The sequence below is a fragment of the Spirosoma sordidisoli genome (assembly GCF_004138325.1).
Taxonomy (GTDB): Bacteria; Bacteroidota; Bacteroidia; order Cytophagales; family Spirosomataceae; genus Spirosoma; species Spirosoma sordidisoli.
Window position 1 is genome coordinate 438,876 of sequence record NZ_SBLB01000003.1, and the last position, 23,145, is coordinate 462,020.

General features: G+C 56.2%; 35 protein-coding genes and 1 pseudogene. 7 read left to right on the plus strand and 29 right to left on the minus strand.

The window, feature by feature from the left end:
• The first annotated feature begins 82 nt into the window (after nucleotides 1-82).
• The 6 genes from EQG79_RS13640 (at nucleotide 83) to EQG79_RS13665 (ending at nucleotide 7,950) form a co-directional block, all read left to right on the plus strand.
• Nucleotides 83-1,129, plus strand: coding sequence for a hypothetical protein (locus EQG79_RS13640; RefSeq protein WP_129601867.1), 1,047 nt, complete (start codon nucleotides 83-85; stop codon nucleotides 1,127-1,129).
• A 66-nt stretch (nucleotides 1,130-1,195) separates the two neighbouring features.
• Nucleotides 1,196-2,722, plus strand: coding sequence for a hypothetical protein (locus EQG79_RS13645; RefSeq protein WP_129601869.1), 1,527 nt, complete (start codon nucleotides 1,196-1,198; stop codon nucleotides 2,720-2,722).
• Between the two features lie 93 nt (nucleotides 2,723-2,815).
• The gene (locus tag EQG79_RS13650) at nucleotides 2,816-3,805 is read left to right on the plus strand and encodes a hypothetical protein (protein ID WP_129601870.1); all 990 of its coding nucleotides are present in this window, start codon (nucleotides 2,816-2,818) and stop codon (nucleotides 3,803-3,805) included.
• Nucleotides 3,802-4,452, plus strand: coding sequence for a hypothetical protein (locus EQG79_RS13655; RefSeq protein WP_129601872.1), 651 nt, complete (start codon nucleotides 3,802-3,804; stop codon nucleotides 4,450-4,452). Before EQG79_RS13650 ends, EQG79_RS13655 begins: the two co-directional genes overlap by 4 nt.
• A gap of 28 nt (nucleotides 4,453-4,480) precedes the next feature.
• Nucleotides 4,481-5,422 (plus strand): PDDEXK family nuclease, encoded by a 942-nt coding sequence (locus tag EQG79_RS13660; protein ID WP_129601874.1) that lies wholly within the window; start codon nucleotides 4,481-4,483, stop codon nucleotides 5,420-5,422.
• Between the two features lie 107 nt (nucleotides 5,423-5,529).
• Nucleotides 5,530-7,950 carry a hypothetical protein gene (locus EQG79_RS13665; protein WP_129601876.1) on the plus strand — a complete coding sequence of 807 codons (2,421 nt, stop codon included), beginning with the start codon at nucleotides 5,530-5,532 and terminating at the stop codon, nucleotides 7,948-7,950.
• Between the two features lie 218 nt (nucleotides 7,951-8,168).
• Here the strand turns inward: EQG79_RS13665 and EQG79_RS13670 are convergent, their stop codons facing one another.
• The 4 genes from EQG79_RS13670 to EQG79_RS13680 all read right to left on the minus strand — a co-directional run bounded on the left by EQG79_RS13670 (nucleotide 8,169) and on the right by EQG79_RS13680 (nucleotide 9,916).
• Nucleotides 8,169-8,489 carry a hypothetical protein gene (locus tag EQG79_RS13670; RefSeq protein ID WP_129601878.1) on the minus strand — a complete coding sequence of 107 codons (321 nt, stop codon included), beginning with the start codon at nucleotides 8,487-8,489 and terminating at the stop codon, nucleotides 8,169-8,171.
• Entirely contained in the window at nucleotides 8,482-8,898 is a 417-nt protein-coding gene (locus tag EQG79_RS13675) for an HNH endonuclease (protein ID WP_165358886.1), read from the minus strand. Before EQG79_RS13675 ends, EQG79_RS13670 begins: the two co-directional genes overlap by 8 nt.
• Complete coding sequence (locus tag EQG79_RS30985) at nucleotides 8,885-9,148, minus strand: hypothetical protein (RefSeq protein WP_165358887.1); 264 nt, start codon at nucleotides 9,146-9,148, stop codon at nucleotides 8,885-8,887. Before EQG79_RS30985 ends, EQG79_RS13675 begins: the two co-directional genes overlap by 14 nt.
• A 72-nt stretch (nucleotides 9,149-9,220) precedes the next feature.
• A complete protein-coding gene (locus tag EQG79_RS13680; protein WP_129601882.1) occupies nucleotides 9,221-9,916 on the minus strand; it encodes a hypothetical protein in 696 nt (231 codons plus the stop codon).
• A gap of 85 nt (nucleotides 9,917-10,001) precedes the next feature.
• Here EQG79_RS13680 and EQG79_RS13685 point away from each other — a divergent pair, with 85 nt between their 5' ends.
• Nucleotides 10,002-10,256: a hypothetical protein gene (locus EQG79_RS13685; RefSeq protein WP_129601884.1), complete on the plus strand. Its 255-nt coding sequence runs from the start codon at nucleotides 10,002-10,004 to the stop codon at nucleotides 10,254-10,256.
• Here EQG79_RS13685 and EQG79_RS13690 read toward each other — a convergent pair.
• The 25 genes and pseudogenes from EQG79_RS13690 to EQG79_RS13805 form a co-directional block, all read right to left on the minus strand.
• Entirely contained in the window at nucleotides 10,253-10,441 is a 189-nt protein-coding gene (locus tag EQG79_RS13690) for a hypothetical protein (protein WP_129601886.1), read from the minus strand. The genes EQG79_RS13685 and EQG79_RS13690 overlap by 4 nt on opposite strands.
• Nucleotides 10,438-10,890 (minus strand): DUF1064 domain-containing protein, encoded by a 453-nt coding sequence (locus tag EQG79_RS13695; protein ID WP_129601888.1) that lies wholly within the window; start codon nucleotides 10,888-10,890, stop codon nucleotides 10,438-10,440. Before EQG79_RS13695 ends, EQG79_RS13690 begins: the two co-directional genes overlap by 4 nt.
• On the minus strand, nucleotides 10,877-11,098 hold the full coding sequence (locus EQG79_RS13700; RefSeq protein ID WP_129601890.1) for a hypothetical protein: 222 nt from the start codon (nucleotides 11,096-11,098) through the stop codon (nucleotides 10,877-10,879). The genes EQG79_RS13695 and EQG79_RS13700 overlap by 14 nt, the downstream gene beginning before the upstream one ends.
• Before the next feature lie 15 nt (nucleotides 11,099-11,113).
• Nucleotides 11,114-11,446, minus strand: coding sequence for a hypothetical protein (locus EQG79_RS13705; RefSeq protein WP_129601892.1), 333 nt, complete (start codon nucleotides 11,444-11,446; stop codon nucleotides 11,114-11,116).
• On the minus strand, nucleotides 11,446-11,649 hold the full coding sequence (locus tag EQG79_RS13710; protein WP_129601894.1) for a hypothetical protein: 204 nt from the start codon (nucleotides 11,647-11,649) through the stop codon (nucleotides 11,446-11,448). Before EQG79_RS13710 ends, EQG79_RS13705 begins: the two co-directional genes overlap by 1 nt.
• A gap of 39 nt (nucleotides 11,650-11,688) precedes the next feature.
• Nucleotides 11,689-12,069: a hypothetical protein gene (locus EQG79_RS13715; RefSeq protein ID WP_129601897.1), complete on the minus strand. Its 381-nt coding sequence runs from the start codon at nucleotides 12,067-12,069 to the stop codon at nucleotides 11,689-11,691.
• A 56-nt stretch (nucleotides 12,070-12,125) separates the two neighbouring features.
• A complete protein-coding gene (locus EQG79_RS13720) occupies nucleotides 12,126-12,410 on the minus strand; it encodes a hypothetical protein (protein WP_129601899.1) in 285 nt (94 codons plus the stop codon).
• Nucleotides 12,411-12,412: 2 nt separating this feature from the next.
• Nucleotides 12,413-13,585 carry a beta clamp domain-containing protein gene (locus EQG79_RS13725; protein ID WP_129601901.1) on the minus strand — a complete coding sequence of 391 codons (1,173 nt, stop codon included), beginning with the start codon at nucleotides 13,583-13,585 and terminating at the stop codon, nucleotides 12,413-12,415.
• A 3-nt stretch (nucleotides 13,586-13,588) separates the two neighbouring features.
• Complete coding sequence (locus EQG79_RS13730) at nucleotides 13,589-14,053, minus strand: hypothetical protein (RefSeq protein WP_129601903.1); 465 nt, start codon at nucleotides 14,051-14,053, stop codon at nucleotides 13,589-13,591.
• A gap of 14 nt (nucleotides 14,054-14,067) precedes the next feature.
• The gene (locus tag EQG79_RS13735) at nucleotides 14,068-15,591 is read right to left on the minus strand and encodes a replicative DNA helicase (RefSeq protein WP_129601905.1); all 1,524 of its coding nucleotides are present in this window, start codon (nucleotides 15,589-15,591) and stop codon (nucleotides 14,068-14,070) included.
• Between the two features lie 3 nt (nucleotides 15,592-15,594).
• Nucleotides 15,595-15,882, minus strand: a complete 288-nt coding sequence (locus EQG79_RS13740) for a hypothetical protein (RefSeq protein WP_129601907.1) — start codon at nucleotides 15,880-15,882, stop codon at nucleotides 15,595-15,597.
• Nucleotides 15,869-16,315, minus strand: a complete 447-nt coding sequence (locus tag EQG79_RS31285) for a hypothetical protein (RefSeq protein ID WP_240699352.1) — start codon at nucleotides 16,313-16,315, stop codon at nucleotides 15,869-15,871. Before EQG79_RS31285 ends, EQG79_RS13740 begins: the two co-directional genes overlap by 14 nt.
• Before the next feature lie 369 nt (nucleotides 16,316-16,684).
• Nucleotides 16,685-16,885 (minus strand): annotated as a pseudogene (locus tag EQG79_RS31620) (hypothetical protein); the annotation flags it as partial.
• 12 nt (nucleotides 16,886-16,897) lie between these two features.
• The gene (locus tag EQG79_RS13750) at nucleotides 16,898-17,188 is read right to left on the minus strand and encodes a hypothetical protein (protein WP_129601911.1); all 291 of its coding nucleotides are present in this window, start codon (nucleotides 17,186-17,188) and stop codon (nucleotides 16,898-16,900) included.
• Complete coding sequence (locus EQG79_RS13755; RefSeq protein WP_129601913.1) at nucleotides 17,149-17,583, minus strand: hypothetical protein; 435 nt, start codon at nucleotides 17,581-17,583, stop codon at nucleotides 17,149-17,151. Before EQG79_RS13755 ends, EQG79_RS13750 begins: the two co-directional genes overlap by 40 nt.
• 12 nt (nucleotides 17,584-17,595) lie before the next feature.
• A complete protein-coding gene (locus EQG79_RS13760; RefSeq protein ID WP_129601915.1) occupies nucleotides 17,596-17,928 on the minus strand; it encodes a hypothetical protein in 333 nt (110 codons plus the stop codon).
• Nucleotides 17,925-18,629, minus strand: coding sequence for a Rha family transcriptional regulator (locus EQG79_RS13765; RefSeq protein WP_165358888.1), 705 nt, complete (start codon nucleotides 18,627-18,629; stop codon nucleotides 17,925-17,927). The genes EQG79_RS13760 and EQG79_RS13765 overlap by 4 nt, the downstream gene beginning before the upstream one ends.
• 377 nt (nucleotides 18,630-19,006) lie before the next feature.
• Nucleotides 19,007-19,558: a hypothetical protein gene (locus tag EQG79_RS13770; RefSeq protein ID WP_129601920.1), complete on the minus strand. Its 552-nt coding sequence runs from the start codon at nucleotides 19,556-19,558 to the stop codon at nucleotides 19,007-19,009.
• Nucleotides 19,559-19,570: 12 nt separating this feature from the next.
• Entirely contained in the window at nucleotides 19,571-19,777 is a 207-nt protein-coding gene (locus tag EQG79_RS13775; protein WP_165358889.1) for a hypothetical protein, read from the minus strand.
• A gap of 4 nt (nucleotides 19,778-19,781) precedes the next feature.
• The gene (locus EQG79_RS13780) at nucleotides 19,782-20,087 is read right to left on the minus strand and encodes a hypothetical protein (protein ID WP_129601924.1); all 306 of its coding nucleotides are present in this window, start codon (nucleotides 20,085-20,087) and stop codon (nucleotides 19,782-19,784) included.
• A gap of 314 nt (nucleotides 20,088-20,401) precedes the next feature.
• Complete coding sequence (locus tag EQG79_RS13785) at nucleotides 20,402-20,785, minus strand: hypothetical protein (protein WP_129601926.1); 384 nt, start codon at nucleotides 20,783-20,785, stop codon at nucleotides 20,402-20,404.
• Complete coding sequence (locus EQG79_RS13790; RefSeq protein ID WP_129601928.1) at nucleotides 20,766-21,680, minus strand: hypothetical protein; 915 nt, start codon at nucleotides 21,678-21,680, stop codon at nucleotides 20,766-20,768. Before EQG79_RS13790 ends, EQG79_RS13785 begins: the two co-directional genes overlap by 20 nt.
• Complete coding sequence (locus EQG79_RS13795; protein WP_129601930.1) at nucleotides 21,677-22,003, minus strand: beta barrel domain-containing protein; 327 nt, start codon at nucleotides 22,001-22,003, stop codon at nucleotides 21,677-21,679. Before EQG79_RS13795 ends, EQG79_RS13790 begins: the two co-directional genes overlap by 4 nt.
• A complete protein-coding gene (locus EQG79_RS13800; RefSeq protein ID WP_129601931.1) occupies nucleotides 22,000-22,500 on the minus strand; it encodes a Rad52/Rad22 family DNA repair protein in 501 nt (166 codons plus the stop codon). Before EQG79_RS13800 ends, EQG79_RS13795 begins: the two co-directional genes overlap by 4 nt.
• Nucleotides 22,500-23,144 (minus strand): hypothetical protein, encoded by a 645-nt coding sequence (locus EQG79_RS13805; RefSeq protein ID WP_129601933.1) that lies wholly within the window; start codon nucleotides 23,142-23,144, stop codon nucleotides 22,500-22,502. Before EQG79_RS13805 ends, EQG79_RS13800 begins: the two co-directional genes overlap by 1 nt.
• Nucleotide 23,145 lies beyond the last annotated feature (1 nt).

Consider the following 23,145-nt stretch of genomic DNA (forward strand, 5'->3'; position numbering starts at 1 on the left):
ACATTTGACAGGGGGGCTGTCAACATTCGCGGGGCGGGTGCCGACTACTTTTGGGAGCCAACAATCCCAAAACTGATTCGCCATGACGGCAACTGCATCCACGCTTTCCCAGACGCCCGAGGACTTCTTCTCCAACGACCTGCCGGCAGAAGCCCCGGCAACCCCCGGTGGACAGGCGGCCCCAGCCAGTCCGGCACCCGCTCCGGCAACACCGCCAGCCGCGCCGGCTGCACCCGCCACGCCAACGACTACCCTACCGGCTCCGGCAACACCGCCCGCCGATCCGGCCCAGCCTGCCACACCACCGGCCGACGGATGGGGTGACGAGTGGGAAGACCCCGCAGCTCCGGCAGCTCCGGCTGCGCCCGCCACGCCAACGACTACCCCACCGGCCCCGGTAGACGCCAACCCCGTACTGAGCCGGCTGGCCCAGCGGCTGGGTCTGAACGAATTACCCGCCGACCCGGAGGCCTGGGAGCGGGCGGTTGATCAGTACACCGCCAGTCAGGTGCAGGTGATGCCCGACGAACTGGGACAACTCAACAGCCACCTCGCCCTGACGGGCAAAGACTTTCTCAGGGCCGAGATCGCGGCCCGCTTCCGTGACCCGGTGGTCAACGGCCCGGACTTCGTGGAGAATAAACTCCTCGAACTCGAAGACAGCGGACGGCTCGAAGAAGCCGAGCGGTACTACCGCCAGGAGCGGACGCAGCAGCGCGACCAGATCGTGACCCAGGCCCGTCAGCAGCAGCAGCAGGCCGAGCAGCAGGCCCGTCAGCAGATTGCCGCCATCGAGCAGCACATCGACGGAGCCAAAAGCCCGGACGGGCAGGCGTATCCGCAGCGGGTGCGCGACGAGATCAAGCGGTTCATCTTCTCGGGTGAGCTGGCCCAGACGCTGTACGGAAAAGAAAACGCCGACGCCCTGCTGGACGTAGCCCTGCGCTACCACCCCAAGCTGCGGGAGCAGTACACCAAACGCTACGAAGCCGCCCTGCTCAAGCGCGGGGAGTCGTCGGCGTACCGGAGTCTGGAAAACACGACACTGAACGTAGGCTCAGGCTACGGCGCACCCCAGCAGGGTAGCCAGATCGCCAAAAGCGACGAAGACTTTTTCTCGAACAACTAAACCAATGTGGCCTCGGGGCTACCGTGTGAGGGCTTTCTATCCACACCACTTTTTATCTAACAGAATATGGCAAAGATTATCAAGCAACAGTTCGGGGCCGGCACACTGGACCTGCCCTTCCTGGGACTGGCCCTCGCCCGGCAGCCGCAGATGCTGCAGGAGTTTATCGTCAGCCGGTTTGCTTCCAACAACCTGGCTCTGACGACGCTCTTCCAGGGTATCTATCCCGAGTCGCAGGGCGAAGAGGTGCTGGGTAGCAACCAGGTGAGCTGGGAGGTCTACAACCTACCCGAAAAGCCCATCTACATCGACGGCATCGTGGGTACACCGAAGGTTGGCAACGACATTGAGGTAGACCTGACCGAAGGCTGGCTCCGCGCCGGGGCCAAGCTGCGGCTCGAAGACGGCCGGACCCTGTTACACCTGCAGACCAACGGCTCTCCCCGCGCCAACGGTATCGTCCGCTACCGGGGTCGGATCGTGGGCAACAACACGGAACACGAAGCTCCGTCGTGGCTTTTCGAGCGCAACCGGGCGGCCAACTACCAGACGGCCAACTACGAGGAGGGCTCCCACATGGGCCACCCGATGTACTACGGGACGGGCGACAAGTACAAGCAGGCGATGTCTACTCACCGCCACGACGCCGACCTGACGGGCGACGCCCTCTCGGAAGTAACGATCTTCGAGACGACCCGCGAGATACCAAACTCGGGTGGACGCACGAAAACCTACCGGGGCTGGCTGCCCGAGTTCCTGCGGAGCCCAACAACCTCGCTGCTCGACTTCCACCAGCGGCACTGTGAACTGGATCACATTTACGGTCAGAGCAACATCAACTTTGAGACGGGCGAGATTTTCAACATCAACGAAACCAACGGCTCGAAGAAGGTGATGATGGGTGATGGGCTTATTGCTCAGCTCGACGGCGCGTACACCAAATGCTACGACCCGAAGGATTCGCTATCGTCTATCCGTAACAAGGTGAAGAATATCATCACCTATATGTCGGCCCACTGGAACAACCAGGACTTCCTGGAAATGGTCGTGATGGGTGGCATCGGGGCGGACGCCGTCTTCCAGGACGTGATGGCCGAGTTACAGGCCAGCTCGGGCGTTCAGGTGTGGCGCACGCCAGACTCAGAAGGCAAAGTCGTTGTCGGCCTTCGCTTTTCGGAGTGGATCATTGGCGGCATGGGCAAGATCAAGTTCGTGCGTAACAACAGCATGGGCGACATCACCGCCAAATCGCGCATGATCAACTACAACGGGGTTGCTCTCAACGCCGAGTCGTTCGATATGTACTTCATGCCGATTGGGATGATGTCGAACGGCAAGACCAACATCCGCTTCTTCTCGAAGGGTAAGACGGTCAACGGCCAGCAGATCAACCGTTCGCTGGTGTTCAGCCACATCCAGGGCGTGACCGGCTACCTGTCCAACAATCTGTCGAAAGCCTCGGCGGATGGGCTGTCGGAGTATGCTAACCTGGTGGGCACCTCGCGGGATGCCGAGCAGTTCCATCTGCTCAGCCAGAAGATGCTGATCGTTACCAACCCAACCGAGTTCGCCCGGTTGCTGGTGTACCGATAGTCAACTATAGTCAACGCAAGTTGACGACGCATAGCGGGGCCGATGCCGGCCAGTGTCGGCCCCGTATTTAACCAACCCAAATCCAGTACGACAATGCACGAAGTTCAGCTCAGACGAAAGAGTTTAAACCCCCAAATCAAACGGTTCGCCCCGTGCAGCCTGGGGGCGTTCATGGCTCCCGGCGAAGATGGCGTTGACCAGCGGTGGTACTACACCGACGGACGCCGGACAGCCACGGGCGAATTTGAGGAAGTAGACCTTGAAATCGGCGACGGTGGTGTCATCAAGATCGACATCGACCTGCCGCACCACGCCCACAACTTAGAGACACTGCAGAAGGCGCAGTCGATGATACCCTCGAAGCTGCCCCCCGGTGTGCAGATTGAGATTATCGACAGCCGGCTGCTGGCCGAAGATGGCATCAGCCATCACCTGCTCGTCGCTGAGCTATACGGCAAGGTCGAAGGATTGTCCACCGAGATGATGCAGAGCCTGGCCCGTGTGTTGGGATTTGGCCGGATGGAAGGACGGCTGGATACCGAGGTAAAATACTTCGTGCTGCGTAAGATCAAAGAAGACACCAAGCGGGTCCGCGATCTGCTGGACGCCGAAGATCAGGAGGTGCAGATCGAGGTCGCCAAAGGTCTTGAGGCCGGATTCATCATCCACCGCGACGGGCAGTACACCTACAACGACCAGTTTCTGGCGACGACGGAAGAAGCCATGCGGGCCAAACTCATGGGCGATGGTAGTCTGTTCACCGACCTCAAGCTGCGCAACGGCAGACACTTCGCCAGCACCACCCCCCTGCGCCGGCAGGCACCACCCGTCGATACGGTTACCACGAGTGTCGGGGATGCCTCGAAGCTGGGCGGTGGGTCAACGGGCGTCAACGTCAACGACCTATTCAAGCGGGGTAAAGATAAATCGCACATCTCCTACCAGCGTACCGCCGAGGGAGAGCGCAAGCAGGGCTACTACTTCGGACAGATGTTTCTGGGCAACTCGGAAAGCACGGCCGTAGCGATGCTGTCGGAGAACGCACTGGTTGCTGAACTACTCGAAAAAGCCCTGGCAGCATGACCTGGATGGAAGCCCATGATCGGATCACGTTCTTTCTCTCGCAGGAAGGACGCCCCTGGTACAACCAGGAAGAGATCGACATGGCCTTGCAGCAGGCGCAGCGCGACTGGCTCCGGCAGGAGCTGTCGGCAGCGGAGAGCAACGGCGAAAGCCGCGAATCATTGGGACTCATCACCCGGATTGTGACGGGTGAGGGCACGGTGATCGACATGAGCGCGGATAAGTTCAAGGGGCTCGTCCGGCTCCTGTCGATAGAGTGCCGCTGGAAAGACCCCCAGACGGGTTCGGCGGGTACGTTCGTGGCGGTACGGCCCGTCAGCCGCGACGCGCTGGCCCGCACGATGCGCAACCCCTTCGGGCGGGCGACCGACGCCCAGCCGCTCTACGTGATGGGGCAGCCCAATGTGCAGCCGGGCAGTGAGCCGGCCCTGCAGGTCACCCTGCTGAGCGAGTCACCGCCTTCGTCCTGGCGCGTTTCGTTCGTGGTCGAACCCGCCCAGCCGGACGGAGCAAATAAGCCGGACGATCTGTGGACGGGCGTGGGGCCACTGCAGCAGCAGCAGATCATCCAGCGGGCCGTGCAGTGGCTCATGCACCAACAGGACAACACACCCGCCTGGCAGCGTCAGGCGCAAACCCAGACTTAAATAAACCACACCAGTTTTTCTTACCGCTATGGCCAATATCACAGAGTTCGCCCACGGGCCGCAGATACCCGGATCGCTCGTCTACGACGGCACAGACCTGCTCATACCAGCCCTTGACCCGGCGGTAAAACCTGACCGAGCCATCATCCTGGGCACGGGAGCAGCCAGCTCCATCGCCCTGACGCGGGGTGTGGTCGTGGCTACCGACGAGCTGGGCAACAAGCTGCGCTTTAAGTACAAAGACATCGAAGAGGATAGCGTCGTGGTGACCACCTCGGCTACCTCCGTCGCCCGCGTGGTAGACATCCAGGCCGTGGCAATGGCAACGGGTGGGCTGATCTCGCTCTCGCTCTTCCGCCACGAAGGCCGCCAGGAGTACCCCTACCGGGAAGACTACAGCGTCGATCTGGGCACGACCAACACCACCGCTGCCAACGTAGCGGCCAAGATCATCGCCGAGATCAACCGCGACCCCAAACGGATCGTCACCGCATCGGAAGGGGCCAGCTCAACGAAGGTGCGGCTCACCTCGCTCAAGCCGGGGCTTGGCTTCACGGTCACCAAAGGCGACGGCTTCACCGACGAGACGGTCATCACCGAGCAACGCGCCGAGTTCGCTACCGGCCCGACCCTGAAAGACATCATGCCGGCCGGCTCGTACACCACGGCGCAGGTTGCTACGGGTAAGACCTACAAGGTCATCTCGCTGGTGGCTTACGAACACATTGACCTGGCCAATGCGGGCTTCATCGGCGGACGGGATGGTCTGCAGGGAGCCAAAGCGTTGCAGCCGTCGTCGATCTGGCTGCTGTTCGATCTGGCGACGACCGAGTCGGGCACGGGATCAGGTACGGGTACGGGAGCCATCCCGCCCAGCGACTTCGACAAGGCGATCAGCATCCTTACCGGAGCCGAGCCGCAGGCTGCCTACCTGTCGCGTCTGGCTTCATCCACACCGATTAACGCATAAGAGTACCCTGGGCGTGGGTATCCCTGCGCCCAGGGTTGGTTGGCCGATGCCGGACGGTAGCAGCGACGCTGCCTGCCGCCGGCATCTTTTTTTCTCCCCCCTTCGCCATGCAGCCAAACCCATCGGTTATCACCCCCTACCAGAACCCCTACCAGACCGTCGCGTCGGACAAAGCCAATGACTTCGGTGACTACCCCCTGCTGGTGGTGCCCGAAGGAAAGCCCGGCTCGGCCGAGTACGAGCGAAAGCTGGACGCCCTCTTCAAGCGGCTCCACGACTGGCTCTCCTCGCGCTGGCTGTATCGCAACGACACCAACGGCACCGGCCCCTTTGCGCGGAACCCCCTCAAAAACTACAAGCGCGTCAACGGTACGCCCGACGAGGCCGACCACGCCGACATCCTGGCTCCCTTCGGACAGGCGGGCCTCTCGCAGCTACAGGCCGCCGACTTCTATTCGACCAACCTGGGGGTGCTGGCCGGTATCCTGGCCGAGTCGCCACTGCGCTACAGCGTGGACATCCTCAACCCCGAAGTCTCCGAGCGGGCACTGGATAAAGTAGCCCAGATGGGAGCCGAAGGCTTTCTGCGGGCCGCTGCCCAGCAGGCCAGCCAGGCGACCGGCACCGACCTGCAGCCGGGCCTGACCGACCCGTCGATCTTCGTGCCCGATAACGAAGACGAAGTCATGGCCCCCCTGACGGAGAAGGAAGAGATCGCGTCGGTGACCTACGACATGCTCAAGGCCGCCAGCGAGGAGACGCGGCTCGAACGCATCCTGGCCAACTGCTTCGATGATCTCGGCGTGGTCAACGCCGAGATGATGGAGATACGCATTGAGAACGGCAAGCTCCGGGTGGACCGGCTGACGGGCAACGAAGTCGCCTGGCTGGGACCGGCCGAGATTGAGAAGGCGGACCAGGCCGACGGCTGGGGTATCTTCCGGATGCTGCCGGCGACCCAGTGCGTGGCCCAGTACGGCGGCTACATGGAAGAGGTAGACACGCTCAAGGCGTTTAAGAGCTGGCTGGAAAACGGCATGAAGGATCAGCCGGCTGCGGTAGCCGGGCCCAAAGCCCAGACGAGCTGGTCGCTGCGAAACGCCCTGCCCTACGTGAGCAATGGCGACACGCCGGCCCTGCTCGAAAGCCGTATCTACGTTAAGCTGGTGCGCTTTCTCAAGTTCGCCCTGACCCTGGACGGGTTGGAGCTCAGCGACGAGCAGGTCAAAAAGTTCAGAAAGCGGCAGCTTGACGAGGCCGAGCGGGTACTCTATACCCGGCTGACCGACGAAGAGGCCGAGGTGCAGAAGGCGCAGGGGCGGGCGATCCACACCATTCCCATCGTCGAACTGTGGGAGTCGGTGCGGCTGGGCGGTGAGCACCTGATCTACCGACGCCCCGCGCCGGGGCAGATCAGACGGCAGGGGGAGCGGGCCAATGTGAAGTATCCCATCATCGCCCACTTCCAGCCGGGCCAGAGTCTGGTCACCAAAGGTGTTCCGCTCTACGAGCTGCACACCAACATTATGACCAAGCTCCGCAAGCTCGTCGCCCTGTCGGGCATGAAGACACTGGTGATCGACGCCAGCGAGGTGCCGGAAGGGTCAAGCGTGGACCAGATGCTCATCGAAGCCAACGAGATCGGGGTGCTGGTGATCAACAGCCAGCGCACGTCAGGGGCTCCCACGAAGGAAAGCTACAAGCACATGACCACCGTTGATCTGAGTCTGAACGACAACGTGGTTCACCTGCTCAACCTGGCCGCCACGCTGCGGGATATGTACGACAACATGACTGGGGTGACGCCGGCCATGAAAGGACTCTTCGCCAACCGCGAGGCACTGGGCCAGACGCAGATGGCCAAGCTGCAGGGTACGCTGATTTCGCAGCGGCACTTTGCGGCTCATTCCGAGTTTGTGCGGGAAGGCCTTGAGGTGATGGTCAACCTAGGCAAGTATGTCTGGGCGGGGCAGGGTCGCAAGCGCATCCTGCTGGGCGAGGGGGGTGTGAAGACCTTGCGGCTGGCCGAGGAGATAAACAGCTACGACTACGGCATCTACCTGTCGGATTCGATGAAGGCCGCCAGGGATAAGGAGTTTTTGATGAACGTCGCCCAGCAGGGCATGTCGAGCGGTCAGGTCGGCCTGAGAGAGATCATCTCCATGTACTACGCGGATAACCCCTACAAGGTACTCAGCATCGTCAGAGACGGGCTATCGGCTTACGAGCGGATGGAAGGGCAGATCAAGCAGATGCAGGCGGAGAACCAGCAGGCGATGGCCGAAGCGGCAAAGGCCAGGGCGCAGGCTCCGATAGAGGTGGCCAACATCACCGGGCAGTGGAAGCTGGAAGTGGAAAAGCTCAAACAGGAGTTCGAGGCAATGCGTCAGGAAGGCAAGCTGCAGCACGACGCCGACAAGTTCGACGTGGGCAACCAGGTAGCCGTCAAGCGCGACGCCATGCGCCTGACGGCCCAGGAAGAGATGGCTAATCCGCAGCCGGAGGTGGTGCCAGTGGACGCCCGCTAAATTCGTAGGTAGGCGAAGGAAATTTATATCGTTCAGCCAATGCCTTTTTCGCGCAATTAGGGAGCGGGTTTTCGTTTTCGTCTTCTACGTATGCATCGTGAAGATGCAATTCATCCCCCGCCAGCGTGGTTACTATAGTGTGCGAACCGTCTGTTATTTCCTTACCGCAGTAGTCGCAATAGGTTACCCGGTACGGCACTAGTTCTGTTCGTCTCATATCATCCGTTTCTCGCCCGGTCGGCGTTGGTTTGTTCGTCTTTAGAAGGAACGCCGGGGAACGATGAAGTCTCAAGGTCAATGAACGGGGTGCCCGCATAGATGGCCGGCTTCTCCGGAAGTGGCCCACTAATCTCTTCATCCCACCCTTCGGCTTCCTGATAGCCTTCTTCGTCCAGATACCAGTCTGCCTTTGTTACTGACACAACGGTATTTCCGCCCGACTCTCCCTTCTCCCAGTGGATGGGGCTGTCAAGTATGTTGTCGTCGGTGATGGTATTCAGCAGGTCGCGCACTTCGCGCCAGTTGGTTAGTTTAGTCATTGGTTGGTTGGTTTACTGTGATTGTTTCAAAATAAAAGACGATAGGCTTTGGTGTTTCTTCGACAAGGCCGTACCGCTTTGCCATCCTGTAGTTTGAGCTATAGCTGTTAACCCGCTTGATCTGATCTTGGATTTCAGATCGAAAGAACTCAATAGGGTTGGTACTCTTCCAGTTGTTGCAGACCCTACAGGCGGGCATCAGGTTGTCAATGTGGTTAACATCGTCCGTAGTCAGGTGTAGTAAGTAGTCTGGCACCTGCCACTTGTTGACGATATGGGTCAGGAAGTTTCGCTGGGAGATAATGTGATCCACCTGAAACCCGTTTTCCTTAATGGACTCTCCGCAGTACCCACACCGTCCGCCACACTTTTGATACACCTTCTGTCGCAGGGCTTTACCGATTGCCATAGTCTTTGTAGTGGTTCTTGTTTCTAGCCCGGTGCCGGTGTCTGATGCGCAGTCTGGCATAGCGAACCAGTGTGTGATACAGGCCGGCGTATGAGATGATACGGGTGACTGGCCCGTCAAGTGACCACAGCAGAAGCCGGGCTATGGCCGACAGGCCCGCGTAGAGTATAGCCAGACAGACAACCCCGGCTATGGTGCATAGAACGATGAAGAGCATGAAGCCTTCGAGTCCGTTAAATTCAAGGTGCATGGGATGGGTGGTTAAAACGACGGGCCGGCAAAAAAGATGACCGGCCCGTCGCAGGTTGATTACAGTTGACGATTAATACCAACCGCCCGGCGGTGTGCCTGGTTCAAAGTAGGCAACCATGATGCTGTTCGTTGGCCCGTTTTCGTGTACCCAGTACATTGTCGGCTGATTGTTGGGGCCATAAAAAATATAGACCGTAATACCGTACAACCCACAGGCCGGATCATGGTTGTTGTTGGTCCGGTAGGTGAGGTTCGGAGAGCCGGGGATGGTGTTATAGATATGGCTGATGGGGCTTTGCTGACTGGGCAGTACCATGCGCCGAAGTCCGGAGTCGCCACACACCGGGTCAATATAGCTCCCCGGCTCAGAGCACAACGTCATGTGCGAAATGTAGTACCGGCCGTCTACGGGCGGCTGGATGCTCAAATAGACAAAGTCGAACATGCAGCTTAACGGAAACATCGACTTATACTGGGCCTTGTTTTTGGCGTATCCGGGGGTGTAGATATATTCCTCGGTAGCATACCAATCAACAAACCGCCAGCTGCCAACGATTTCGGCAGGGAGTTCCTGGGCGGGACGGGCCGACTTGTTGGTAGTTGTCTTGGCACTAAGGTCAACCTTCACGGCGCGACCATCGGCGACGGCCTGCAACAGTTCCGACTTAGTTTTAGGTCGCTTGTAATCGGGCTTAGACTTGGGTTCGTTGGCTTTTTCGCAGGAGAAAGCAAACAGGAGAGCGAGAATAAGAATGAGTTGTTTCACGATTTGGTTGTTTGATTGTTTGGTTTGATTTGAAATAGACACTTGACAAAAGTTGATACGTGCGGATGGGGTGGTCCTCGCTGGTATGGCATGTTGGCGATTGATTAAACTGGTTACTTTCTTTGCGGCCGAAACCCTTCCGGCCATGAATCTGTCCCTGCCCTACCGCATCATCCTGTCGGCGGCCACGCTGCTGATCCTCTTCCCGATCACCCATGCTATCGCCTACAACCTGAGCCCGACCACGGCATACAATTTCCTCTACACCTGGCATGTGTGGGTGACAGGCACGGCATTGGCAACGGGGCTGCTGCTGCTAATCTGGCGGGGGTATCGTTAAGCGGGTCGGCCGGTTGACGGATGAATGTAGGTCGAAGCGTTAACCTGCCGGTCGGCTACGTGGCTGTCGATGGCGTGTTGAATACAGCGGATGATGTAGTCTCTGGGCTGACCGCCGAACGTCTCGGGGGATTTGAAGCCGGTCATCTGCCGGTAGGCATGGACGGCGCGTTGCTTGCTGGTCATTTCTTTTTGCGTGTCTTTTTAGTGGGCTGCATGGGTTGCATGGTTTTGCTGTCGATCAGGACGATAGTGACACCGTACTGCGCTTTGGCGTGACGGGCTTTCCACTGGAACAGAAGGTTCTTGGCACCCACTGGCGTCTTGACATCGTGCCATTCCTGATGTCCATCGTGAAAGTACACCAGGTAGTCTAGCTCGTAGTAGCCTACGAGCCCCCCACCTTCGGCGATCAAGGGCATAACGACGTGCGTATCATAGCTGGCGATCTCACCGGCCAGAACCTGCATGTCCAGTTTACCCTTGTAGCGGTGCTCGGATATACTGTCGTAGGTGTGCCCCTCGCGTTTGATGTGCGTATTGCCGTACTTGGTTTTCTTACCTGCGCCAGTGGTTTGCTGGCGCAGGTAATCCTGATACTGCTGGGGTGTGTAGGTTTCTCTATCCTCGCTCATGGTTACGTGGCCTGATGATCAGGGTGACGAAGTCGGAGAGTACCAGCGCGGGCCAGAACAGGGCCGACGCAGTCTGACGAGGCAACTTACAGTCGTCGTAAGCCATCCAGAACAGGGCGGCCATCAGGGCGTAGGCGACACCCAGCAGGAAGAAGAGTACGAACAGCCCCGCCGATGAGGAGCAGAAGAGATAAACAAACCCGGTCATGGTGTGTGCGTTGATTTAAGTTGACTGCTGTTCAGCGATAAAGGCTTTGAGTATGGAAGTAACTCTTTCGAGCGTTGCGCCAAGATAAAAGGCAGCCAGTACCTGTTCGGCGGTTGAGGTTGGCTTCCACGTATCTATGGCGGTCAACACCCGTTCTGATAAAGTATCCATATACCAGTGATTCTCCTCGTCAACGTCGTCCGCCACGGGGTTGTTGAGAAAGTCATTGGACTCAATCTCTATCAATTCGCCAAGCACTTTCTTTCGCGTTGCATCTACATCGAAGGTGTTGGCATTGTCACCGGACGAGATGATGTACGGGCGAAGACTATACGTTTTCAGGGCCATTAGAGCAGGGTGTTTAAAACGTTGGCGAGGTTGTAGCCGTACTTGTCAAACAGCGCGGAGATGGACGCTTCGATGTCGCGGTCGCAGATGGAGCCGGTGAGCCGGCAGGAGATGCGCGGATTAACCATACGCGGCTGCTGGAAATTAACGGGGCGGACCTGGGCTTCGCCCTTGATGGGGAGTTCTAACTGATTCGCTGGCATTGTGTTGATTGGTTAAATGGTAACTGGTTCGATTGATTGCTACTCTTTATCCGATGAGCCAGATGGCTGCTCAAGCGTCATGGTGAACGTTCTGTATTTGGATACATACCCATCGGGCATATCGTCGTGTATCTCGGTGAGTTGTCGAATCACTTTAGCCAACGACTCTTTCGTCTCAAAGCGAATGTGAATCATATCTCGTTGATCCATCATGTCATTAAGCTGCGGAGTTGTTACATCCAGCAGTCCGGCTTCGTTGACCTGCTTCATCTCTTCCTCAGTGGCCTGCATGAGGTTGATGCTGTCATAGAACCCCTGCGACTTTGATCCGGATCGTCCGATGAGAATGTCGTTCGACCCGAAGCTGGCGATCTGACAGATGGTTCGATGCTCGGGATTGATGTTGGTTATAATCGGCATTGTGTTGGTTGGTTATCTGGTTTACAAAGGTTGACTCAGTATCAAATATACTCGTTTCAAAAGGGCAAATCGTCACCGTTTGCTTTGTTTTTTCGCCAGCTAAAGTAGCGGCCCATCACGTAGAAGTCGGCAATCACCGACTGCCATGACGATCGGTTAAGATACCAATGCATATGGAGTATCTGCCATCTGGTTTCTTCGGGAAGCCCCTGATCGTTCGGTACAGTGTTGTCTATCTGTAGTAGCACAACTTGTAGGTGATACCGGGAAAAGGAAATAATCAGCGGGTTTATTTGCAGGAATCCCACAACGATTTCAAGGAGGTTAATTTGCTTGTGCATGGTCATCGTCCGGTTAATACGATAGGCATGATCATCGCCATCGTCTTGGTTTTTGGTTTGGAAAAGGTGATGAACACAGCGCGGCCGGGCGCATCGCTCTGGGTCTGTAGCTGCACCTCGCCCTCGAAGGCGGACAGAGCAGCCAGCAGACGACTGGCCCGGAACCCTTTGGGCCGGCTGTTGAGCGGCCCCTCGTAGGTGACGGGCATGATCTCTTCGGCGTGGTAGTCGGAGTAGTGATAGGTCATGTCCTTCTGGTTCTCCCAGGCGACGATGTGGTCGCCGTCGTGGTGATCCGCCGGCAGCGTCTTGATCCGCAGCAGCATATTTTCCAGCAGGTCTTTACTGCCGACCATCGTGATGTCGTTCTCCTGGTTGGCGTAGAAATAATCCCATATCTGCGTTGGGTTGTAGGGAGAATGTTCCATCTGACGAACGGAGATCGTCTCGCCACCGGCCTCGAAGTGAATCCACTTACCCACCTGAATAACGACTTCCATCTCCCACTTGAGCAGGGGCATCAAGGCGGGCAGGGCGTAGCCCGGTATCAGGAACGTGCCAGGCACTTCGATGCTGTCCACGTATTCGTAGTAGCAAATCTCCGTGTTGACCGCATCCACGCGGCAGCCGCCACTCTCGGGGTCGGGCGAGAGCCAGACACCGGAGAACTCGGGCCGCAGGGCATCGTTGATGGTGTAGGCTTTGGCGCGTTTGATGGCTTCGCCCAGCGCATAGGTCATGTCCGCCGGCACGGTGAAGGTCAGCGACTCCCGATCCACCGTATTGGGATTGGTGAAGTCACGGGCGGGATAGGCCGGCAGGGTTACGGTGCCGTGGAGACTGGTTAGTTTGGCCGAGGTGCCGTCGTAGTCGATGGTGATGGGCTGGCTGGTCATCGACGCCAGCACACGCACCAGCGGGTGGTATTCGATGCAGCAGGCGAAGGCGTCCTGAGAGTCTGTCTCGTCAATGGGTAGCTGCACGACCCGGCGCATGATGTCGCTGGCCCCGACGATCTGGATGTAGGTGTCGGCAAAGCCATCCACCTGGATGAGCACGGATGCGTGGACGGGGATGGCCGGGTTGTCTTTGATGATCTTGGAGAATGGCACCAGCGCGGAGCGCAGCTTCTCGGAGTTGATGGTCAGGCACTGTGTCTGGATTGCGATCGGCATGGGCTAGTTGCTTTCGGGGTTGGACAGTATCTCGGGGCCGATGGTCGCCCGCTTGGCCATCACCTTCTCGTAGGAGAGTTTGGCCAGATCGTTCAGGGTCATGCCCATGCAGGACGCGATGGCGTTGAGGTAGTAGAACACATCGGCCAGCTCAAGTTTAAAATCCTCTTCGTTGGCTATCTCAACGACCAGTCCGTTGCTATACGCACGATCCTTTCTAACCTGTTTCTTGAGGGCGTCAACTTCGGCGGCATAGAATCTGAGCATGTGCTTCTTTTGGTATATCTCCCGTTCGAGCATGGATAGCCCCTCTACCTCGCTGATCAATTCATTTCTGGCTGATACGTCCGCTTCGGCGGCCACCTCGCCGACCTCGCCCAGTAAACCCAGGAAGGCGACGGGTTCGTTGTTGCCCGGCTTATAGCCGATCTGCTGCTGTAACTCGGTGAGTTGTTTGATGTAATCCATAGGGGTTGGTTGGTTTAAAATGGGGTATCGTTTTCAGGGGCTAACTGACGGGCTATATCGGGGAAAGACAATGCGCCATTCGCCGGGTACTGCTGCACCCACTTAGGCCGGTGGGCGGCCGGGTTTAGTTCGCGCTCTTCGGGCTTGACGGGGATCAGGGGTGGCTCGTCGGCGAACTGACCAGTCCTTACATCGCACCATAGTTTGGCTACGCCAGGCTCACCATTTCGGTATTTGAGAAAGTCCATCTCGAACTCGTAGTCGAAGATGGGTGGCACGAACATGGCCCCTTTCTTGACATCTTCGGTTGCCCGGCGCAGTTTGTAGTAGTCGTCCCGGTATAGCCCAACGATGATGGTAGCATCCTCTTCAATCTTGCCCGACTCCCGAAGGTCTTCAAGCTGTGGTCGTTTGTTGTCGCGGCTTTCAATACCTCTGGATAGCTGCGACCCCCAGAGCCACGGAGACTTCATCTTGAGGTTAGCGTCTTTAATTTTTCCGCTGACAGAAGAGACAACCTCGTAGGCTTTGCTGCCCTTCACCTTTCGGTCGCCGGCTTTTTGCAGGTAGTCGAGTACCGTAAGGCCGCACCCAAACTGCTGCTGCATATCGTAAGCCGAGTAGATGATGTCGTTGATGTCCGTGCTGCCACTCTCATCGAAGTAGATGGGCAGCGTCCGCAGGTAGTCACCGGCTTCTCGTATCGCTTTCCAGTCTTCGGCGGAGAACGAATGATCTTTGTGTCGCCCTTTGATGAGCGCACCGTATGGAATCCCGCAGATAGACGAGATGAGCCGGTTGGTACACTGCTCGGCGGAAATTTCCAGCGAGAAGAAACTTGTCGGTGTCCCTGCAATGGCGGCTTCTTTGGCCAGGTTGAGCAGCACCAGTGTCTTGCCTGCGCCGGGCCGACCGGCAAACCCCACCGAGTCGCTACTCTGCCACCCCCCTGTAATCCGGTTGAGCTTATCCGATCCGGAGCTTACGCCGGACAATCCGGTAGGGCTATTGGCAGCGGCTTCGATGTGAGCCAGGGTGCTGTCGATCACTTTGCTCATCCCCCTGACGTGGCGGGATGCTGTGCCGCTGGTTACCGCCGTGGTCAGGTCTTTGGCCTTCTGGATGATAGCATCAAATGACTCGTTGTTGTAGGCGTCCCGGATTAGCTCGGCCGCCTGGGAGATGGCGATGCGCTTGACGTATAGCTCACGCAGATGGATGGCCGTTTCCATGTGGGCCAGACCAATTGCCCGGTTGGCCAGCTGGTCGAGGGGTGGCAGCCGGTGCAGCAGCGCGTCAGTGCCGGATGATCTCAGATGCTGGATGATGGTGATGGGCCGTATGGTCTTGCCCTCATCAGCGATAGCCAGCAGGATGCGGTAGAGATGCTGATGGTCTTCCTTGTAGAAGACGGCTCCCTCATCCAGTATGGCCCGTACATCGAAGAGCCGGGCCGGCTTATCCAGCAGACTACCCAGCAGGGATAGTTCGCTGTCGCTATCCTGGGGTGGAATTTTGTCGATCAGGTAGTTGGTCATAGGTTAGTAGCTACTGTAGTGGAGCAGCAGCAGTTGCTCCTGCATATCTTCGTCGGTGATGGTAGCGCGGACGGTAGCGTAGTCAAAGTGCATGTCCGGTGTTGGCTTGAGTAGCCCGTAGGGTTGGTACGCCCAGGGCGGTGGCGGGAAGTTATAGAGGCCCGCTTCTTCCCGTCGGTTGCATACTTCCTGCCACTGCTGCAGATCGGAGTAGGTTACCCGTCTGGTGTGGAGCATCATCAGGTGCGTCTCGGAGAGATCGGGGGTTGGCTGGGGCTCACTTGTATTCATAGCTGCCAAAGTCGATGCGGTGCGAATAGCTGGGCTGGCTGGCTTTTACCAGCTCAACCTGCTTGTCGGTCGCGTAGAGGTTGAAGAATCGAAAGACCTGTGATCGGTCTTTGAAGGTGTTGTTGATCGCGCGTTCGTTGACGAAGCAGTCCACAAAGTCGGTGAATGGGGCTTTAAACTTTTTGAAAAACAGGTCGGCTTTCTCGCCCCGAAACAGGATTGCCAGTAGTTTGTAAAGCTGCTCTCTGGTACAGGGGAGTCCGCTGATCCGGCACCACTCCCCTTCGGCTACCGCAAACGGATCGGTTGCTATGGCTTCCCGGTGCTGACTAACAAACGCCGGCACGTCGCCGGGTTGATAGTGAGATTGACTTGGGTTGACAAGAGCAGCAGCAGCAGCAGCAGACGGACTAACCTGCGGGTATGTCTCCATCTTATTATCTACCTCTTGTACTACTACTCTTTTTTTTCTTTTTATACTTTTTATATTCCTTATATATGCGGGTAAACAATTTGTTAAGGGTTCCATAACATTTAGATTACCCCCCTTAACATTTAGATTAGGGTTTACCCTTAACATTTTGTTATTACCCCCCTTAACAAATTGTTTAGGGGGGGGTAATCTATTTGTTAAGGGTAGTCCACTTCCCGTCATGGTAGAAACGGCATTTGCCGGCGAGGCTGCGACAGACATCTGCAGGGGTTCGGGTTGCTGATCGTCCGCATAAAACAGAACTGCTATGGACGGCTCCACCTCAATGTGGCGGGCGTTATCGGGCTGGTTAATACTGATCAGGCCGTACTCTTTGAGGTCGTTAATGATTCGACTAATGGAGCTACTGTGTACGACGCCGGTTTGCTGGGCCAGCATCGCATTTGTGTCACAACATACCCCGCCATTACCAGCGGCCCGGTACGCAATCTGCGAGAGGACAACGCGCTCAGTCATACTCAGTGCATCGTTGGTTAAAATCTCCTGTGGAATGAATAAGCCCTTGTTCATGGCGTTAACTAATTAAAGGATGGTGATGCGCAGCTTGTTGTGAGGCAGCTTGCTGTAGGCGATGTGAGACGCTTTCGTCAGGTAGTCCAGGGTAAGGGTCATCTCGTCGGCAGATCGCAAGCCAGCGACAACTCGTAGCTCCATGCTGTCCACATCAAAGGTGGAGCCCACCTCGCGGATGACGAAGTACAACAGGGCCGAGTACGTCGCCATGTGCAGCGAGGTGGCATCCGGTCTTCCAGCGTTGGCAATGACGAACCGGCTCAGCTTATCCGGAAGGTTGACTTTAGTTGACGTAGCCATCGTTGTAGTGGGGCTTCGGTGGGTGAATCGGGTTGTCTGGGGATGGGGGGCGGTGGTGGCGATACGATCAGGGGTGGCGGGGCAGACACATCGGTAACGCCTACCGACCCGTACTTCTCTTTGATCCTGTCCATCTCCCCGAGGAACTCTTCGACCAGTTTGGACTGGTACTTGTTGACCAGATACTGGATGTCTTCGGTGTCCAGTCTAAAGAGTTCATAAGGGCCATGACTGTAGATCATATCGCCCGACCTAAAGCACAGATGAAATGAAGAGCAGACCTTTTTGTGAATGTCGAAAGAATGGAAACGTTCTTCGGCTGATAGCTTCTCTTCTTCTCTTATGATCGCTTCATTCTCTTTGAGAATCTGGAAGAACCTTTGGTAGTCATTCATGGAGTTGGCTGATTAAAAAGGTGTCTCTTCTCCCTCTTCGGGTATGTATGTCTCGACGGCATCTCTTCCGTCCGGCATCTTGACACTGACATACGTGCGAATCTTTTCCTGATACGCATCGCCGATCACTTCGGAAGCCACCTCGAATAAGTCCATGACATCAAGGGCGTGGCTGGCCGCGTTCGGCATGATTTCTTGTTGCTTACTTTTCTGATAGTACCGATCCAGTTGACCGTCAACATACTCTTCCAGTATTTTCAACTCAACCAGCGAGAGTTCCTTTAACTGGCTCGGGTCAATAAAAAGTTGCAGGGGATTTTTTGATTTCTCAGCGGTAGCCATCATCGTGCTTGTTTAAGTTGTGGTACTGGCTTTGGAGCCTCGGTGATGCCCAGCTCCTGCATCTTCTGAAACAGTGGCAGAGCGTGGGTCTTACAGATGATTGAGGCCTCGTCAATGCCGATCCGGCCAGTCTTACAGAAGTCGTCGGCGAGAGCCATTGAGGAGGCCACAGCTGGCTTGAATGTACGGATGACTTCTTTGGCCGAGGTGCGGTGCTTGGACGGTACGCCTTTTGTTTTGGCCCAGTGGAGTATTTCGTGCGGGGTCTTGCCGGTGTGGTGGAAACAGTTGGCCCGGTTGTAGGCGATAGCCTGATCCTTTCCACCCTGCGAGAAGTTGTAGCTGTTCACTTCTTTGCTGTTGGCGATCTGCTTGGGTCGCTGGGTAAAGACCAACAGCTGCTTTACCTCTGGGCTTTCTGATACCTGGCTTCGCTCCTCTTCGAGTTGTTGCCAACGCTGGATGATCTTGTGCCGGGCCACTACGTCGTAACCCGACAGAAGGGTTATTGTCGTGTTCTTGTCCAGCCAATACAAGGGTAGTTGCTTTCCCTGTTCGCTAACATAAAACCCTGATTCACAATGAAAGCTCAAAGTTGAGCCGTCCGCTGCTGCTGCCTTTAGCTGACGCAGCATGGTTCTAATGTCTCGGATAACGTTCTTGTGAATCTTTCCGGTTAGCTCGGCTATTTCCAAGCTGTTCATTGTGCGAACCGGGCCAGTAGATGACTGGCCTGCTGGTTGTGGTGCTGTGGACTTCATCGTGTTGATAAATAAAAGAGGTAACCCCTCCAATGGTATGTTGCGTTGGCGACGCAAGACGGGACAGCGACCGTCTACATACCATTGGAGGGGTTACCTCTTAATGTCCTGCTGTCTATGTACCATCGAGTGCCAGTCGATGCGGGGGCAACTGTTACGTTGATAAAAGTTGACGAGGACGTTAAGTAAGCCCACCATCAGGGACAGTGGGCTTTACCATAGAATACATTCCTCTTGAGCGTCAACTTGTAATAACCCTTACCCACTCAACAAACCGGCCCGAAAAGATAGTTCCAAACTAGTTGACAAAAGTTTACTATTTAATACGGCTTACCCTCAACCCTTGCTTCGGCTTTAAGCTGGGCGAACCACTTCTCGTCAGGGAATATGGCGTGCTGGTGCGGGAAGAAGAACAGCTCCACCCCTACTTGCTCGCGCTCAGAATGAACCGAAATCTGGTGGAGAACCCCCATGTCCGTGAGGCTGTGTAGTTCCTGATACACATCGCCATGAAACATCCCCACCACGCCAGCTACCTCCTCGCAGGTTACCATTTGTAAGCCGCCAAATGTAGCATCCCTATTCCCTGTGAGTATGCTTTTGAATACGATCTTGGCTACACCAAAGACAACGACGGCGAGGTTCTTTGAGGTTTCTCGGGCCAGGGCGTGTGGATACTGGGCCATGCCCTGTTCGGTAAGCATGATTCGCTTTACATCCTCGGGATTGACCGACTCAAACAGGTAAACAAAGCCGAGTTTGCACACATCCTCCGGGGATACTGATGGCGTGGATGGTGATTGCTTTGGGGATGGCTCATCCGAATACGCTTTTACTGAGCCTGTGTTGACTGTCATCATATTCTGGTACATATTATTGGTTGGTTAAAATTTACGCTCTTTGATTGCTATGTAAACGGATACCGTAATGACCAGGTCTATAAAGACGAAGATCAGAAAAAAGAATCGCGTGACCCTGTGCCATGTGGATACATCTGGGTTCCACTGGATAAAGGAAAAGAACAGGTACGGTATCGGGATAGACACCAGCAGGGCGGCCAGGACAATGCCGATCCGCCGTATAGTTTTCATTGTGCTATTCATTGGCTTGGTTGGTTAGTAGTTCGATTCGTTTATTGATCGTCTCCAAATTCTTGATCACCTCATCCCGCACCATCTGCCAGGCTACCACCTCTTCCGTCTGCGCTTCCAGCAGATCAATCAGGTGCAGGTAGTGCGGCTTCTTGGTGATGGGCTTACCGTCGTCACCGTCGGGGAACAGGACCGTGTAGTAGTCACGGCCCAATACCCGTCGGTCGAGTATCCAGTGCGTTACGTCGGTCGCCCCCGGAATGTAGAGGCTGGTGCCTGGGGCGAGTTCGCTGAGTTCATCGGCGGTCATGGGTGTGCTGGTTTAAACTTATCCTCTGTCTACTGGATACATCTCATGCTCTTTGGCAATTCTGTCTACATCCGGATGGACACAGATGGTAAAGAGTTCGCCGTCCACCGAATGAGTTTGCCGCTGGTACATATCCCCTGGCAGTATCCTGCCCTTATTATGGCGCAGAAACTTTACCAGTAGTCGCCGGTCGGCGAACGAAACAAACTCAAACGCCTCTGGTGGGCATAAAGAAACCCACTCGCAGGCGTTGCAAGGGTATTCCTTACGCGCCTTCTGGGTGCTGGTGTACGCTAATCGTGCTGTCGTCATGGCTATGTCTGGATTATGTTGGCTTTGATACCCACCCACTCCCAGCCGAATCGGGCCAGCACGTAGATGGTAGATACCCCCGACTGACGGGTGGGGCGTATGAATACGCGGTGGTCTTTTGGATTATGCTGCGCGAACAGGTTGTTGACTCGGAAGAACTGACGGCTTCTCCATTTGTCGTTGTTGGAGTTCCATAGCATTTGCATCAGCAGCTCCTGCCCTGCCGTAATCAGGCTACCATCATCATCGCGCTCGGCTTTCCAAAGGGCGGTGTGCAGTATGTTGGTGCGAACCAGACTCACCGGCTCGTCACCCTCGCTAGACCAAGTCAACACTGGACCCAGCAGGATCACCCGAAGTTGGGATTCAAATAGATTCGCGTTCATAGATAGTTTGACAGGTGCTTATTGTTCTGTCCCGGACGAAGCTGTCGCGCAGGTAGCTGGGCAGGTCGCTGACGATACGCTCGTAGTTCTCATGCCCTACAGCGGCCAGCACGTAGGCTTCGTGAACCCGGTTGATCTTCTCCACGATGGAAACCAGGTCGGCATGAAAGGCTTTGATGTCCAGCCCCTCGTTATGGACCCATTCTTCCAGGCTGCGCTCCGTCGATGAGATGCGCAGGCGGGCCAGCACGTCGAAGAAGGTGGTGTGGTTCAGCCCCTTGCTCACCTGCTTCTTCTCTGCATCGGGCATGGTGTTGAGATTGAACAATGTACCTGACAGCTGGTTGCGCAGCGCAATCTTTGGGTTACTCTGGATGTCGCTGACCCGCCGTTTAAACTGCACCCCTCTGCACTGGCGGTAGAGTTCGACCACTTCGTCCTGCTTTTCGGCCCGCTGCAGCCGGCTGGTCCGGAAGCTGTGGGCCGGGTAGTTGGATGGAAAGCCACCCACATACACACCCAGCGAGACGGGGTAGTAGCTGCGCTGAACGAACGAGGCTATACGTTTTGCGATCAACCCCTCACTGCTGACGTAGTAGCCCCGCACCATCAAGAGGGCTCGGGACGTAAACAGCACAGCGTAGTAGGCCTGGGGGAACGTCCAGTGCAGGGACGATTTCAGGTACTGATCGTCGTTGACAACGGGCGTGATGCGCAGGGCGTACTCGGCTGACCAGCCATTGAGCAGCAGCTTACCCAAGTCTCTGAGTTGCTGGGGTCCGAAGGGGTCGGGATACGAAAAGGTGCGGGGTTCCCACGGGTGGGCCTGCCGGTTGTCTACCTGATTCAGATAGTGCGCCCAGTCGGCGAAGAGATTCAATTTGACGGTGCTCATGGGGTGACGCTGTCTAAGATGCTGTTGATGGTACGCAGGGATTCTAATGGCAACTGATTGGTCCGGCCCCGTTGAGTGGCTTTGTTTGCAATGGCCGAGGTCAATGTGTTTCTCTCTGCCTCATCGTAGTAGGCCTGCTCCGTGGTGTAGATGCGGTACGTGGCCGAGTACTTGGTGACCTGATACAGTGTGTCGATGTAAAACTTGACCAGCCGACTGCCGATGGTCAGCGTGATATACTTGGGGCCGACGTTGTCAATGGGGATGGCCTTGAGTCCGTCCTTGACAATGCCCGATACAAATACGATGTCTCCCTTTTTCATTTTGGTTGTTGTTTGGCGTGTTCTTCTTTGAGTACGACTACTTCGCGCACGGTGCCGCCGGCATTGATCTTATCAACCATCTTGTCCAGCAGCGGCATGGCCCAGTTTGGAATGTATTTGTCTTTGGTTTCTATGAATACTTTCGGAAAGTCATAGAGGCCACGACCCAGCCCGAACTGCACGGCGCATCGCTTCATGGCATCGCTGATACCACCCTTGATGGGCTCGATCCCGGTGCGGCTGGCACCATCCGTCTTGCGGACGATCTCGCCACCATCCAGCACGACGCTGATGGTACACAGGAAGCCCCCGTCTACCTCTTTGATTTCATTGTGCCAGCGTTCCCATCCGAACTGATCATCGAAGCGTTGCATCACACATCGGTTCGTGATGTAAGGGACGACGATAATCTTCTGGGCATCTTTGGTCTGGCTCTGCACCCGCCATTCAATTTCTGTTGACGTGATCGGTGCTGACAATACATTTAGTTCTTTCATTACTGGATTGGCTTTCGGTTTAACGTTAGGGTTGTTGATACGAACTCTTTCATCTGGCAGATCGCGTAGTCTGTGTTGACAGAACCTTTCTTCTCTATCCAGGATACAGCCTTGTCGTACTCCCGGAACACCTGATTGATAACCCGGTTGACGGGCAGCACCATGACGAAGTAGGCTTCCAGCGCAGGCTTTTCGGCTGGCTCCTCTATAGGCGTATCCGGCTGGGCTTGTGGCGACTCAGCAACGGGCTCGACAGGCGGTGTCTCGGCAGCATCTGCCGGCAGGGTCAGATTCTTTTTAATTACATGACGCTCATTAATAGCCAGCAGGTGATTGTTGACTACCAACCGGAGAACCTGCGGGGTCAGCCGGTCAAGCTCTCTGGTTCGCATGTACAGGAATGTGCCGCCCTTTATCTTTCGCCGGATGATCCACTTGCGTTCGGCCATCACCCGAAGGGTTGACTTCGAGACGCCATAGATTTCGTGAACCACATCTATCGGCAGGGATACCCACTCACCTTTGGCGAGCTGTGATTTAATGTCGGCCAGGAAACTCGAATAGTTTGCCAGCGACCGTTCGTTTCTGTGCTGTCTATCTTGGGTATGCAGGGTTTCGGTCGGGGCTATGGTTTGTGCTTCCATG

Bases quoted from the DNA above. Each gene is read 5' to 3' on its own strand.
- EQG79_RS13725 (WP_129601901.1), bottom strand. From the start codon at position 13,585: ATGCCGATCGCAATCCAGACACAGTGCCTGACCATCAACTCCGAGAAG.
- EQG79_RS13780 (WP_129601924.1), bottom strand. From the start codon at position 20,087: ATGACCGCCGATGAACTCAGCGAACTCGCCCCAGGCACCAGCCTCTAC.
- EQG79_RS13700 (WP_129601890.1), bottom strand. From the start codon at position 11,098: ATGACCGGGTTTGTTTATCTCTTCTGCTCCTCATCGGCGGGGCTGTTC.
- EQG79_RS13715 (WP_129601897.1), bottom strand. From the start codon at position 12,069: ATGCCGATTATAACCAACATCAATCCCGAGCATCGAACCATCTGTCAG.
- EQG79_RS13800 (WP_129601931.1), bottom strand. From the start codon at position 22,500: ATGAAAGAACTAAATGTATTGTCAGCACCGATCACGTCAACAGAAATT.
- EQG79_RS13730 (WP_129601903.1), bottom strand. From the start codon at position 14,053: ATGGATTACATCAAACAACTCACCGAGTTACAGCAGCAGATCGGCTAT.
- EQG79_RS13650 (WP_129601870.1), top strand. From the start codon at position 2,816: ATGCACGAAGTTCAGCTCAGACGAAAGAGTTTAAACCCCCAAATCAAA.
- EQG79_RS13750 (WP_129601911.1), bottom strand. From the start codon at position 17,188: ATGGCTACGTCAACTAAAGTCAACCTTCCGGATAAGCTGAGCCGGTTC.
- EQG79_RS13685 (WP_129601884.1), top strand. From the start codon at position 10,002: ATGGCATGTTGGCGATTGATTAAACTGGTTACTTTCTTTGCGGCCGAA.
- EQG79_RS13785 (WP_129601926.1), bottom strand. From the start codon at position 20,785: ATGAACGCGAATCTATTTGAATCCCAACTTCGGGTGATCCTGCTGGGT.
- EQG79_RS13660 (WP_129601874.1), top strand. From the start codon at position 4,481: ATGGCCAATATCACAGAGTTCGCCCACGGGCCGCAGATACCCGGATCG.
- EQG79_RS13755 (WP_129601913.1), bottom strand. From the start codon at position 17,583: ATGAATGACTACCAAAGGTTCTTCCAGATTCTCAAAGAGAATGAAGCG.
- EQG79_RS13765 (WP_165358888.1), bottom strand. From the start codon at position 18,629: ATGAACAGCTTGGAAATAGCCGAGCTAACCGGAAAGATTCACAAGAAC.
- EQG79_RS13760 (WP_129601915.1), bottom strand. From the start codon at position 17,928: ATGATGGCTACCGCTGAGAAATCAAAAAATCCCCTGCAACTTTTTATT.
- EQG79_RS30985 (WP_165358887.1), bottom strand. From the start codon at position 9,148: ATGCACCTTGAATTTAACGGACTCGAAGGCTTCATGCTCTTCATCGTT.
- EQG79_RS13795 (WP_129601930.1), bottom strand. From the start codon at position 22,003: ATGAAAAAGGGAGACATCGTATTTGTATCGGGCATTGTCAAGGACGGA.
- EQG79_RS13695 (WP_129601888.1), bottom strand. From the start codon at position 10,890: ATGAGCGAGGATAGAGAAACCTACACACCCCAGCAGTATCAGGATTAC.
- EQG79_RS13735 (WP_129601905.1), bottom strand. From the start codon at position 15,591: ATGACCAACTACCTGATCGACAAAATTCCACCCCAGGATAGCGACAGC.
- EQG79_RS13665 (WP_129601876.1), top strand. From the start codon at position 5,530: ATGCAGCCAAACCCATCGGTTATCACCCCCTACCAGAACCCCTACCAG.
- EQG79_RS31285 (WP_240699352.1), bottom strand. From the start codon at position 16,315: ATGGAGACATACCCGCAGGTTAGTCCGTCTGCTGCTGCTGCTGCTGCT.
- EQG79_RS13790 (WP_129601928.1), bottom strand. From the start codon at position 21,680: ATGAGCACCGTCAAATTGAATCTCTTCGCCGACTGGGCGCACTATCTG.
- EQG79_RS13675 (WP_165358886.1), bottom strand. From the start codon at position 8,898: ATGGCAATCGGTAAAGCCCTGCGACAGAAGGTGTATCAAAAGTGTGGC.
- EQG79_RS13740 (WP_129601907.1), bottom strand. From the start codon at position 15,882: ATGAATACAAGTGAGCCCCAGCCAACCCCCGATCTCTCCGAGACGCAC.
- EQG79_RS13775 (WP_165358889.1), bottom strand. From the start codon at position 19,777: ATGAAAACTATACGGCGGATCGGCATTGTCCTGGCCGCCCTGCTGGTG.
- EQG79_RS13690 (WP_129601886.1), bottom strand. From the start codon at position 10,441: ATGACCAGCAAGCAACGCGCCGTCCATGCCTACCGGCAGATGACCGGC.
- EQG79_RS13805 (WP_129601933.1), bottom strand. From the start codon at position 23,144: ATGGAAGCACAAACCATAGCCCCGACCGAAACCCTGCATACCCAAGAT.
- EQG79_RS13720 (WP_129601899.1), bottom strand. From the start codon at position 12,410: ATGCACAAGCAAATTAACCTCCTTGAAATCGTTGTGGGATTCCTGCAA.
- EQG79_RS13710 (WP_129601894.1), bottom strand. From the start codon at position 11,649: ATGCCAGCGAATCAGTTAGAACTCCCCATCAAGGGCGAAGCCCAGGTC.
- EQG79_RS13705 (WP_129601892.1), bottom strand. From the start codon at position 11,446: ATGGCCCTGAAAACGTATAGTCTTCGCCCGTACATCATCTCGTCCGGT.
- EQG79_RS13670 (WP_129601878.1), bottom strand. From the start codon at position 8,489: ATGACTAAACTAACCAACTGGCGCGAAGTGCGCGACCTGCTGAATACC.
- EQG79_RS13645 (WP_129601869.1), top strand. From the start codon at position 1,196: ATGGCAAAGATTATCAAGCAACAGTTCGGGGCCGGCACACTGGACCTG.
- EQG79_RS13770 (WP_129601920.1), bottom strand. From the start codon at position 19,558: ATGTACCAGAATATGATGACAGTCAACACAGGCTCAGTAAAAGCGTAT.
- EQG79_RS13640 (WP_129601867.1), top strand. From the start codon at position 83: ATGACGGCAACTGCATCCACGCTTTCCCAGACGCCCGAGGACTTCTTC.
- EQG79_RS13655 (WP_129601872.1), top strand. From the start codon at position 3,802: ATGACCTGGATGGAAGCCCATGATCGGATCACGTTCTTTCTCTCGCAG.